This is a genomic window from Oscillibacter acetigenes, from assembly GCF_025567605.1.
In the GTDB taxonomy this organism is placed as follows: domain Bacteria; phylum Bacillota; class Clostridia; order Oscillospirales; family Oscillospiraceae; genus Oscillibacter; species Oscillibacter welbionis.
Map to the genome: position 1 here is coordinate 198,839 of NZ_JAOQKG010000002.1, position 10,762 is coordinate 209,600.

Below are 10,762 nucleotides of genomic sequence, written 5' to 3' on the forward strand. Positions count from 1 at the left end.
AGAGCAGAGCGGCGTAGATGCTGCCGCCGCCGATGACCCACAGCTGGTCCGGCGGGGTACCGGCTGTGGCCTCCCGCATGGCCGCCAGACTGGAGACGGTCTCCGCTCCCTCCCGGGAAAAGTCCGGGCAGTGGGTGATGACGATGTTCCGCCGCTTGGGCAGGGGCCGCCCGCCGGGAAAGGAGTCCAGCGTCCGGCGGCCCAGGATGACCGTGCCCCCCAGGGTGAGGGAGCGAAAGCGCTTCATGTCCGTAGGCAGGGAGAAGAGCAGATCATTGTCCCGGCCGATGGCCCAGTTTTGATCGACGACGACGATGGCATTCACAGCGCAGGCCTCCTCAAATAGCGATGGGGATCTGGTCCTCGAAGGGGGCGGGGATGTAGTCCTCCAGGGAGAAGCTGTCCCGGGTAAAGGCGTAGAAGTCCGTCACGGACGGGTCCATCCGGAACACCGGCGCCGGGGACGGCGTCTGGGCCAGCATCTTTTCAATGATGGGCACATGGCGGTCGTAGATATGGGCGTCCGCGATCACGTGGACCAGTTCGCCGGGCACCAGGCCGCTGACCTGGGCCAGCATGTGGACCAGCACCGCGTACTGCACTACATTCCAGTTGTTGGCGGCCAGCATGTCCTGGCTCCGCTGGTTCAAAATGGCGTTGAGGACATTCCCGGAGACGTTGAAGGTCATGGACCAGGCGCAGGGGTACAGATTCATCTCATGGAGATCCTGGTGGTTGTAGAGACTGGTGAGGATGCGGCGGGAGGCGGGGTTGTGCTTCAGGTCGTACAGCACCCGGTCCACCTGGTCCATCTCCCCTTCGGGATACTGGTGCTTGATGGAGAGCTGATAGCCATAGGCCTTGCCGATGGAGCCGTCCGGATCCGCCCACTCATCCCAGATGTGGCCGTTCAGGTCGTGGATGTTGTTGGACTTCTTCTGCCAGATCCACAGCAGTTCGTCCACCGCGGTCTTCCAGTAGGTCCGGCGGAGGGTCAGGATGGGGAACTCCTCCTGAAGGTCATAGCGGTTGACGATCCCGAATTTTTTCACAGTGTGGGCGGGAGTACCGTCCTCCCAATGGGGACGGACGGGCAGGTCTGTGTCCCAGACCCCGTGGTCCAGAATGTCCCGGCAGTTTTGCAGAAAGAGCGCATCGGCACGGCTCATGGGGGTCCCTCCTCAGCGTTGGGTATTTTTTTCAGTATAGCAAATCCGGGAGAAAAACACAATCGGCAGATGAAGCCCCGGCCGCCAAATTGGGGGCGTCTTTTCCTGTGCCTGTTGTGAAAATCGGCTATGTGTGGTAGAATACCTGCAAAACGGGCCCTGCCTCATCGGGCGCGGCGCCCGGTTCCACGGCCGAAGAGTGACCCGGCGGATGCTCCGGCGGGCGGAAAAGGAGGCGGGAGATGCCGGACCGGAAGGAGATCAACAAGCGGGGCTATCTAAAGGAGGACTTCCGGCTGTTCCACCTGAAGGACAGCCGGGCCCAGAAGGTGGACTATCACTACCACGCCTTTGACAAGCTGATCCTTCTCCTGGGGGGAAAGGTCACCTATGTGGTGGAGGGCGTCACCTACTTCCTTCAGCCCTGGGACCTGCTGCTGGTGGGACACGACCTGATCCACCGGCCCATCATCGACCCGGCGGAGCCCTATGAGCGGGTGGTGATCTGGCTGGGACGGGAGTGGCTGGAGCGGCGCAGCGACCCCGGCGAGGCGCTGGACACCTGCTTCGACACCACCCGGGAGCGGGGGTTCCACCTGCTGCGCTTCGACGCAGAGCGGCGGCTCCACTATATGCAGCGCATCCAGCAGCTGGAGGAGGCCCTGCGGGACCGGAGCTTCGGCGCCGCCCGCATGGCGGATACCCTCTGCCAGCAGATGCTGATCGACGTGAACCGGGATGTGCTGCGCTCCCGCACCGCCCAGGAGGAGCGGGACAGCTACCGGGTGGACCCCAAGATGGAGGAGGTGCTCCGGTACATTCTGGACCATCTGGGAGAGGAGCTGACGGTGGAGTCCCTCTCCAAGCGGTTTTTCATCAGCCGGTACTATCTGATGCACCGGTTCAAGGCCGTCACCGGCTACACGGTCCACCAGTACATCAGCCAGAAGCGGCTGCTGCGGGCCGGGGAGCTGATCCGCGCCGGCGTGCCGGTGATGAAGGCGGCGGAGCAGGCCGGATTTGAGGAGTATTCCACCTTCCTGCGGGCCTTCCGCGGCACCTTCCACATGAGTCCCCGGGAGTTCCGGTGACGAGGATACGGCAAAAGCCCGCCCGGGGATCGCTCCCCGGGCGGGCTTGCTGTTACTGGGCCTCGCCGGCTGCCAGGCGGAGGATAGCCTCCATGTCCGCGGGCTGGATCTTCACGAAGCCGCCGAAGGGGAAGCCGCCGGGCTTCTCCGCCCGGTGGGCCACCATGTCCGGGATGTCTTTGGCCTTGGCTCCCAGCTCGTCAAAGGTGATGGGCATCCCCAGGGAGTGGAAGAAGAGGCACAGCTTCTCGATGCCCTGGCGGGCGGTGGCCTCCGGGTCCGCAAAGTTCATCTCACAGCCGAAGACCCGCACGGCGAACTGGGCCAGCCGGACGGGATCATGGGGCAGCACGTACTCCATCCAGGCGGGCAGGATCACCGCAAGACCCGCGCCGTGGGCGCAGTCGTAGAAGGCGGAGAGCTCATGCTCGATCTGGTGGCTGGCCCAGTCCTGCTCCCGGCCCACGCCGCAGGAGTTGTTGTGGGCCAGCATCCCTGCCCACATCAGGTCCGCCCGGGCGGCGTAGTCATTGGGATCGGCAATGGCCTTGGGGGCCGCGTCCAGCACGGTCTTCAGCAGGGCCTCGCACAGCCGGTCCGTCAGCCCCACGTCGGGAGTGTTGGTGAAGTACCGCTCCATGATGTGGGCCATCATGTCCACCGCGCCGCTGGCGGTCTGGTAGGCAGGCAGGGAACAGGTGAACCGGGGGTTCAGCACGGCGAATTTCGGGCGGATGACATCCGTCTTGGGGCAACCCCACTTCAGGTTGCCCCGCTCCTGGGTGATGACGCAGCTGTCGGACCCCTCGCTGCCGGCGGCGGAGATAGTCAGCACCACGCCCACGGGCAGCGTCTTCTCGATCTTGGCGGCGCCGGTGAAGAAATCCCAGAAATCCCCCTTGTACAGCGCGCCGAAGCCGATGGCCTTGGCGGTGTCGATGACACTGCCGCCGCCCAGTGCCAGCAGGAAGTCCGCGCCGGTCCGCCGGACCAGGTCGATGCCCTCGTATACCTTGCCGCTGCGGGGGTTGGCCTGGACGCCGGAGAGCTCTGTAAAGGGGATGCCCGCGGCCTCCAGGGAGGCGGTGACGGCGTCATAGGCGCCGTTGCGGCGGACGGACCCGCCGCCGGTGACCAGCAGTACCCGGCTGCCGCCGAACCGGCGCACCAGCGCGCCGGTGTTTTTCTCTTCTCCATCGCCGAAGGTGAAGAGGGTGGGGGAGTAGAAGGTGAAGTTGTTCATGGATGAAGTTCCTTTCCTTAAAAATTCAACAACATAATCAGTCCCGCTTGGATAGAAGCACCTCAAATACCAGCAGGGCCAGAGCTATCGCCAGCAGGAGAAGCCCCGCTGAGAGAACGGCCCCGCACCAGGTGCTGCGCAGAGCAGTGCCGAAGCGGCCGAAATCGGTGTACCACTGGTCTGCGGTCAGTGCATGATAGACAGCTCCGGTCAGCCCTGTCAAGGCGGCTGCTGTTCCTGCGAAGGCCAGAGGCGGAGAGATCACCCGGAGACTCCACCGCCACAGTGGAAGAGACAGGAAGTCGGACGCATCATCAGCCTTGGCATTCTCCCCCAGCAGTTCATCGGCGGAGATGCCGAAGACGCGGCACAATTGGAGAAGCTTTTCCGCATCAGGAAGGACCTCGCCGCTCTCCCAGCGGCTGACGTCCTGCGTGGAGACGCCCAGCCGCTCTGCCAGAATCTCCTGAGAGAGGTGGGCAGCCAGCCGCCTCTGGGTGATTTTTTCGCCGATGGTCATGGGAAAACTCCTTTCGCAAATAGCTTTCGTATATCACTGGCCTGCCCCGGCGGACTGCTTAATATCCCCGGTTCCGGTCCACCAGTCCCGCCAGCGGGCGCCCGGCGGCGTAGTTCTCCAGATCGGCACAGAAGCGGGCTACGTTTTCGTCGCAGGTGTAGCCCAGGGTCATGTTGCCGGAGACGTGGGGGGTGAGAATGATGTTCCGGGCGTCCCACAGAGGATCGTCCTGGGGCAGAGGCTCCGGGTCCATCACGTCCAGGGCGGCGCCTGCCAGCTTTCCGCTGTTCAGGGCCTCCGCCAGGGCCTTCTGGTCCAGAGCGGTGCCACGGCCCACGTTGATGACGCAGGCGTCGGCGGGCAGCAGGGCGATCCGCTCCCGGTTCAGGATGTGAACGGTCTCCGGCGTGCTGGGCAGGGCCATCACCAGGATTTTTGTGCGGGGCAGCACGTCGTCCAGAGCGGAGATGGGATACACCTCGTCGAAGGCGGGGTGGGGCTTTCCGCTGCGGCTGAGACCCACGATCTTCGCGGCCCCCATGCCCCGCAGCCGGTCCGCCACATGGCGTCCGATATCCCCGGTGCCCAGGATGGTGAATTCGTTGTCCCGGATGGAGCGGACGGGCAACTGATTGGACCAGCCGTGGCCTCGGACGATTTCGATGTACTCCGGCATCCGCCGCAGCAGCATCAGGGTCACCATCACCACATGCTCGGCGATGGTAACGCCGTAGACGTTGGAGTTGGTCAGCAGGCAGTCCGGGTTGGCGAACAGGCCAGGGTCCTTGCAGTAGAGGTCCACCCCGGCAAAGGAGCAGCAGTACCACTTCAGCGTAGCGGGAGCGGCGCGCAGAAGGTCAGCGGAATGGGCGTACAGAACCTCGCAGTGCTGGAGGCAGTCCTTCGCCTCCTCAAACTGGTCCAGGTTGAAGAAATGGGGGGTGAAGCCCGTCCGGCGGGCGGTCTCCCGGATCCGGTCCTTGTGGGCTTCCGTGAGGAATTCCTGATAGATGCAGATATTGCGATTCATAAACAATCAGACTCCTTTTGAATGGATTGACAGAGTTGCTCGGCACAGTGCATCCCATCCGCGGCGGCGGAGAGGATGCCGCCGGCATAGCCGGCTCCCTCGCCGCAGGGGTACAGGCCCCGGAGAGAGGACTGGCAGGTCCCATCCCGTGGGATGCGCACAGGGGAGGAGGAACGGCTCTCCACCGCCGTCAGGACGGCGTCCGGATCGTCGTAGCCCCGGAGCTTCTGCCCCAGCAGGGGGAGCGCCCCGGCAATGGTATCCGCCACGAAGGGCGGCAGGCACCGGCGCAGGTCCGTCCAGGTGACGCCGGGGCGGTAGCTGGGGTGCACTCGGCCTGGGCCGACGGAGGGGCGCCCCGCCAGAAAGTCCCCCACCCGCTGGGCCGGGGCCCGGTAGTCCCCACCCCCCAGAGCGTAGGCTGCAGACTCCAGCTTCCGCTGGAAGGCGATACCCGCCAGGGGATCTTCCGCCCCGCCATAGTCCTCTGGCGTCACGTTCACCAGTAGGCCGCCATTGATATTCTCCTTGTCCCGGGCGAATTCGCTCATGCCGTTGGTGACCACCCGCTCCGCCTCAGAAGCGGCCGCCACCACCTCCCCGCCGGGGCAGACGCAGAAGGAGTAGGCCGCCCGGCCGCCGGGCAGATGGCAGGAGAGCTTGTAGGTAGACACCGGAAGCCCGGGATGCCCGGCGTACTGCCGGTATTGGGCGGCGTCGCAGTCCGCCTGCCGGTGTTCGATCCGCACCCCCACGGCGAAGGGCTTGGCCTCCATGGGCACACCCCTTTTATGGAGCATGGCGAAGGTGTCCCGGGCGGAGTGCCCTGGGCAGAGGAGCAGGTGGGAGCAGGGAAGGGTATAAACGCCCTCCGGCCCCTCCGCGGTGATGCCCCGCAGGGCGCCGTCCCGGATGTCCAGATCCGCCAGCCGGCTCTCAAACCGGATGTCCGTTCCCAGTTCCAGCAGACGGCGGCGCAGGTTTACCAGAACGGTGTGGAGATAATCCGTGCCCACATGGGGTTTGGCATCGATCAAAATATCCTCCGGAGCGCCGCAGGATAACAACGTCTCCAGGATAAAGCGGTGGCGGGGGTCGCGTGTGCCGGTGTTCAGCTTCCCGTCCGAGAAGGCTCCTGCGCCGCCCTCGCCGAATTGGACATTGGAGGTCAGGTCCAGCTCTCCCGTGGCCCAGAACCGTTCCACATCCGCCTTCCGCCGCTCCACCGGGCGGCCCCGCTCCAGCAGGATGGGGCGCAGCCCCGCCTGGGCCAGCACCAGGGCGGCGAAGAGCCCCGCGGGCCCGGCGCCCACCACCACGGGAGGCACCGCCGGCGCAGGCAGGGGAGACGGCGGCGTGTACGCCGGGGCCTGTGCGGCCCGGCTGATCTTCCGGCTCCTGGCTCGGCGGAGAATAGCGGACTCCTCCTTGACCGCGACCTCCACCGTGTAGACCAGGCGGACTTCTTCCCGGGCGTCCACACTGCGGCGGAGTAAGCGCAGGGAGAGAATGTCCTTCTCCCGCATCCGGAGCAGCCGGGCGGCCTCAGCGGCCAGCTCCGCCATGCCGGCCTCCGGCGGGAGCTTGATGGAATCGATTCTTAACACCTTGTTCAAAGTTCCTTTCAGATGTGTTTAAGATAAGCATACTATACTTCAGTCAAAGGTTCAAGGAAGAGCCCCTGAAAAGCTTCCGGTTTTTTCCGGAGCGCCGTCCAGGACAATTCAAAAATTGGAATCAGAAACTTCATACTTTTGACACGATCCCATGTTATCCTCTGTTCTAAACAATGGATGAGCGGGATACATAATAGGAGGCAATCATTATGTATAACGACGAACACAATCTCTATCACTACACCTACCGGAAGGACGGCAGCGAGGCGGAGGCGCATCCGGCTCCCCAGCCCGGCCCGGTACAGGACCATAACAGCGGGCCGCAGCAGCCCGTGCAGGAGATGAAGCCTGTGAAGAAAAACCGCATTGGACTGAAGGTGACGGCCCTGGCCCTGTGCTGCGCCCTGCTGGGCGGCGCCGTGGGCGGCGGCATTGTCTGGGGCGTCGGCAGAAGCGGCGACGAGACCTCGGTCAACGTCAGCGGCCGCACCGTCAGTCAGGTCGCACTGAAAACCGTGGACGGCAAGACGGCGATGAGCGACGCGGAGGTTTACGCCGCCAATGTCAACAGCGTGGTGTCTATCAATGTCACCGGGACCAACAGCAACAACTTCTTCGGCCAGCCGGTACAAACGGCATCCTCCGGCTCCGGCTTCATTCTCACCACGGATGGCTATATTGTCACCAACTACCATGTGGTGGAGGACGCACAGACCGTGAAGGTCACCTTGTATAACGGCGATGAATACAACGCCCAGTATGTGGGCGGCGATGAGGACTACGACATCGCGGTCATCAAGATCGAGGCCTCCGGCCTGCAGGCCGTCACCCTGGGCGACAGTGAGAAGCTGAATGTGGGCGACCGGGTTCTGGCCATTGGCAACCCCCTGGGGGACCTGACGTTCTCCATGAGCGGCGGCATGGTCTCCAGCGTGAACCGCACCATCAACGTGGACGGCACGCCCTTCAATATGATCCAGACCGATACCTCCATCAACCCCGGCAACTCCGGCGGCCCGCTGCTGAACGGCTACGGTGAGGTGGTGGGTATCGTGTCCGCCAAATACTCCAGCTACGGCAGCTCCGGCGAGAGTGTGGAGGGCTTGGGCTTCGCTATCCCCATCAATGACGTCATCAGCATGATCCAGGACATCATGACCAACGGCTATGTGAGCAACAAGGCCTATCTGGGCGCCACCATCGGCACCCTGACCAGCGGCATGGCCCAGCAGTACCGCTATGATATCAGCCAGGGTGCCTTCGTATACTCTGTGGAGGACGGCAGTCCGGCGGCTGCGGCGGGCCTGCAGTTGGGCGACGTTATCACCGCCATCGACGGCACGGAGATCACCTCCCTGGAGGACCTGACCGCCGCCAAGAAGGGCTATGCGGCCGGCGATACCTCCACACTGACCGTCTACCGCCAGGGTGAGACCATCACTCTGGAGCTGACCTGGGGCGCCGTGTCTGCCGATCAGCAGTCCGCTGTGCAGGGCCAGACGGAGCAGGATCAGAACACCCAGAACGGCGGCGGGTACACCAATCCTTACGACCTCTTCGAGTACTTCTTCGGCTGATGGCGGGAGACTCCCGCAGCCAGAAATAACTCTGCGGCCCGGTGGCGGCTCTGCGGCAGATGCTGCGGAAGGGCAAAAAGCCGCCGGATGCGGCGGGCGGCGGAGATTTCAGATAGAACGAAAAGGGCGCACCGCGGAACCGCGGTGCGCCTTTCCAGTATGGAAGCGGCGTCCATCGAAATGGACGCCGCTTCCGCACTGAATAAAAATGAAGGGAGAGATGGAAAGCAGAATCATTTGGAGGCAGGCTCCTCCTCTTTAGCAGACTGCTTGTTTTTGTGGGCCTTGATGGAGCTGTTGATGCAGCCCAGCGCCAAGACAGCAACGATTGCGAGCATCACATAGCCGCCGACTTCCATGAGAGGACACCTCCTTCCCGATTCGGATTCGAGGATTTATTTACGAAAAGTTGTCATGAATATAAAAATATTAACGGATTCTTAACGACCTCTTAACGATATCTTAGCGCCAATGAGCCAAAAAAGCAAGCCCCTTTTCGGAAAAATTTTTTGCGCTTTCCGAAAGGGGCTCAGTCCAGAAAATATCCCAGGGAGGCAAAGACCTCAGACAGCCGCTGGGGGGCCAGAATCTCGATCCTGCGGTAAGACTGGCGGAGGATGCCGGCCTCCCGAAACTGTTTGAGGATGCGGGTGACGGAGACACGGCTCATACCGGTGATGGCCGCGATCTGCTCGTGGGTGTACGGAATGGAGGGACCGGAGCTGGCGCAGCAGGTGTGCAGGAAATAGGCCACCCGCTTGTCATCCTCCAGAAAGTGGGAACAGCAGATATAGTCGGACAGCATGGTGATCCGCCGCACAAAATGGGCCATCAGGTCCTGGGGAGGATAGCCGTGCTCCTGCCACAGCTTCCAAAAGCGGTCTGCCGCCAGCAGATAGACCTCCGCCGGAGAGATGGCGGACACGCTGACCATGACCTTGGCGTGATACACCAGGGCGCTGCTGCCGAACAGATTGCCGGGTCCCAGGTAAAAGAGGGAGATCTCATCTCCGCTGGGACCGAGGCAGAAGGTGCGGAGCTGCCCCTTGACCAGAAAGCCTGCCTGTGCGGACAGCGCACCCTTTTCCAGCAGGACCTCGCCGCTGCGGTACTGGCGTCTGACGCCGTATTTGACAAAAAGCTCCCCCACGTGGGGGCTGATCTGGATGTCGCCGGACACGGGGCATCCCGCCTCCTTTCCTGAGAGGATTCCATATCAACATCAACAAAAATAGTAGCAGATTTTCTCCCATTCCACAAGATGCATTTGTATCACCTGTTACAATCTGGCCGCCGGCTCTCCCTTTACAATAAGCATATCCCGACTGAGCGGCTCGGTCAGAATGCCGCGCGGCGCGGATCAAAAAGGAGGAGCTGACAATGAAGGATACCATGTGCGGCCTTGTCAAGGAGGTCAACGCCCCGTCCGGCCTGGTCTATCACACTGACCTGTCGATCCCGGAGATCAATGACGATGAAGTCCTCATCAAGGTCCACTGCTCGGCCATCTGCGGCACGGATCTGCACATCATGGAATGGGACGAGTGGTCCCAGAAGCGGATCAAGGCCCCCGTTACCGTGGGCCATGAGACAGCCGGCGAGATCGTGGCGGTGGGAAAAAACGTCACGGAGCGCAAGGTGGGCGACCGGGTGTCCTGCGAGTCCCATATTCCCTGCGGCGAGTGCTATTTCTGCAAGAACGGGATGCCACACATCTGCAAGAACGTGAAGCTGTTCGGCTGCACCCAGAACGGAGCCTTCGCCGAATACGCCAAGATCCGCTGGGACTGCACGTTCCTGTTGGAGGATGACGTCACCGACGAGGCGGCCTGCATGTTCGAGCCCATGGGCGCTGGGATTCACGGCGTGGAGGCGGCGGAGGTCAACGGAAAGACCGTGCTGGTCAGCGGCTGCGGCCCCATCGGTCTGACAGCCATCAGCGCCAGCAAGACCTTCGGCGCTGTCAAGGTCATCGCCTGCGACCTGATCGATGAGAAGCTGGAGGTGGCCAAGAAGATGGGCGCCGACGCGGTGCTCAACAGCGCCAAGTGCGACCTGCCGGCGGAGGTCAGGACTCTGACCGGCGGCGTGGGCGTGGACGCGGCCATCGACATCACCGGCGCGGAGCCCGCCCTCAACAGCGCCCTCAAGTGCCTGCGGGCTGCGGGCCGTCTGGTGTGCGTGGGACTGCCCACCAAGCCCATCACCTTCCACGACATGACCGACGACCTGGTCTATCGGGAGGTCCAGCTGACCGGCGTCTCCGGACGGAAGATCTGGGAGACCTGGGAGGACTTCGCCAAGGTCATGAAGGGACCCTATTTCAAGCTGGATCAGGTCATCGGTGGCCGCTTCCCCATGAAGGACTTTGAGGCCGCTCTGGCGCAGATCCACAGCGGCGTGCCCGGCAAGATGATCCTGTATCCCTGATCCCGCCCCGCAGAACAGGCAGGAGGAGACTGTGCCCATTCTGCGGCGGACCCTGACCCGGCCCGGAGATGCTGAACGATCCTGAA

At 63.0% G+C, this 10,762-nt stretch carries 11 protein-coding genes; 3 read left to right on the plus strand and 8 right to left on the minus strand.

What is annotated here, in order from left to right; translation table 11 throughout:
• Together OCV80_RS04855 and thyA are read right to left on the minus strand one after the other, a co-directional pair.
• Positions 1-325, minus strand: a 325-nt coding sequence (locus OCV80_RS04855; protein WP_267288250.1) for a dihydrofolate reductase, incomplete at its 3' end; no start/stop codon positions are given.
• Positions 326-338: 13 nt separating this feature from the next.
• A complete protein-coding gene (gene thyA, locus OCV80_RS04860; RefSeq protein ID WP_021749676.1) occupies positions 339-1,169 on the minus strand; it encodes a thymidylate synthase in 831 nt (276 codons plus the stop codon).
• A gap of 242 nt (positions 1,170-1,411) precedes the next feature.
• Here thyA and OCV80_RS04865 point away from each other — a divergent pair, with 242 nt between their 5' ends.
• Positions 1,412-2,260 carry an AraC family transcriptional regulator gene (locus OCV80_RS04865; RefSeq protein ID WP_021749678.1) on the plus strand — a complete coding sequence of 283 codons (849 nt, stop codon included), beginning with the start codon at positions 1,412-1,414 and terminating at the stop codon, positions 2,258-2,260.
• 52 nt (positions 2,261-2,312) lie between these two features.
• Here the strand turns inward: OCV80_RS04865 and OCV80_RS04870 are convergent, their stop codons facing one another.
• From OCV80_RS04870 to OCV80_RS04885, 4 genes are read right to left on the minus strand one after another with little or no spacing between them, the layout of a single operon-like run.
• Complete coding sequence (locus OCV80_RS04870) at positions 2,313-3,503, minus strand: iron-containing alcohol dehydrogenase (RefSeq protein ID WP_267288251.1); 1,191 nt, start codon at positions 3,501-3,503, stop codon at positions 2,313-2,315.
• 37 nt (positions 3,504-3,540) lie between these two features.
• Complete coding sequence (locus OCV80_RS04875) at positions 3,541-4,023, minus strand: helix-turn-helix domain-containing protein (RefSeq protein WP_021749681.1); 483 nt, start codon at positions 4,021-4,023, stop codon at positions 3,541-3,543.
• 58 nt (positions 4,024-4,081) lie between these two features.
• Positions 4,082-5,053: a D-2-hydroxyacid dehydrogenase gene (locus OCV80_RS04880; protein ID WP_119310580.1), complete on the minus strand. Its 972-nt coding sequence runs from the start codon at positions 5,051-5,053 to the stop codon at positions 4,082-4,084.
• Entirely contained in the window at positions 5,050-6,660 is a 1,611-nt protein-coding gene (locus tag OCV80_RS04885) for an NAD(P)/FAD-dependent oxidoreductase (RefSeq protein WP_119311875.1), read from the minus strand. Before OCV80_RS04885 ends, OCV80_RS04880 begins: the two co-directional genes overlap by 4 nt.
• A 218-nt stretch (positions 6,661-6,878) precedes the next feature.
• Here OCV80_RS04885 and OCV80_RS04890 point away from each other — a divergent pair, with 218 nt between their 5' ends.
• Positions 6,879-8,246, plus strand: a complete 1,368-nt coding sequence (locus OCV80_RS04890; RefSeq protein WP_136891478.1) for a S1C family serine protease — start codon at positions 6,879-6,881, stop codon at positions 8,244-8,246.
• 233 nt (positions 8,247-8,479) lie between these two features.
• Here OCV80_RS04890 and OCV80_RS04895 read toward each other — a convergent pair whose 3' ends face one another.
• Complete coding sequence (locus tag OCV80_RS04895) at positions 8,480-8,605, minus strand: hypothetical protein (RefSeq protein ID WP_256264416.1); 126 nt, start codon at positions 8,603-8,605, stop codon at positions 8,480-8,482.
• 170 nt (positions 8,606-8,775) lie between these two features.
• The gene (locus OCV80_RS04900; RefSeq protein ID WP_021749687.1) at positions 8,776-9,426 is read right to left on the minus strand and encodes a Crp/Fnr family transcriptional regulator; all 651 of its coding nucleotides are present in this window, start codon (positions 9,424-9,426) and stop codon (positions 8,776-8,778) included.
• Between the two features lie 200 nt (positions 9,427-9,626).
• Here OCV80_RS04900 and OCV80_RS04905 point away from each other — a divergent pair, with 200 nt between their 5' ends.
• Complete coding sequence (locus OCV80_RS04905; protein WP_021749688.1) at positions 9,627-10,676, plus strand: zinc-binding dehydrogenase; 1,050 nt, start codon at positions 9,627-9,629, stop codon at positions 10,674-10,676.
• The last annotated feature ends 86 nt before the right edge of the window (positions 10,677-10,762 follow it).

Bases quoted from the DNA above. Each gene is read 5' to 3' on its own strand.
- OCV80_RS04875 (WP_021749681.1), bottom strand. From the start codon at position 4,023: ATGACCATCGGCGAAAAAATCACCCAGAGGCGGCTGGCTGCCCACCTC.
- OCV80_RS04895 (WP_256264416.1), bottom strand. From the start codon at position 8,605: ATGGAAGTCGGCGGCTATGTGATGCTCGCAATCGTTGCTGTCTTGGCG.
- OCV80_RS04890 (WP_136891478.1), top strand. From the start codon at position 6,879: ATGTATAACGACGAACACAATCTCTATCACTACACCTACCGGAAGGAC.
- OCV80_RS04905 (WP_021749688.1), top strand. From the start codon at position 9,627: ATGAAGGATACCATGTGCGGCCTTGTCAAGGAGGTCAACGCCCCGTCC.
- OCV80_RS04880 (WP_119310580.1), bottom strand. From the start codon at position 5,053: ATGAATCGCAATATCTGCATCTATCAGGAATTCCTCACGGAAGCCCAC.
- OCV80_RS04870 (WP_267288251.1), bottom strand. From the start codon at position 3,503: ATGAACAACTTCACCTTCTACTCCCCCACCCTCTTCACCTTCGGCGAT.
- OCV80_RS04865 (WP_021749678.1), top strand. From the start codon at position 1,412: ATGCCGGACCGGAAGGAGATCAACAAGCGGGGCTATCTAAAGGAGGAC.
- thyA (WP_021749676.1), bottom strand. From the start codon at position 1,169: ATGAGCCGTGCCGATGCGCTCTTTCTGCAAAACTGCCGGGACATTCTG.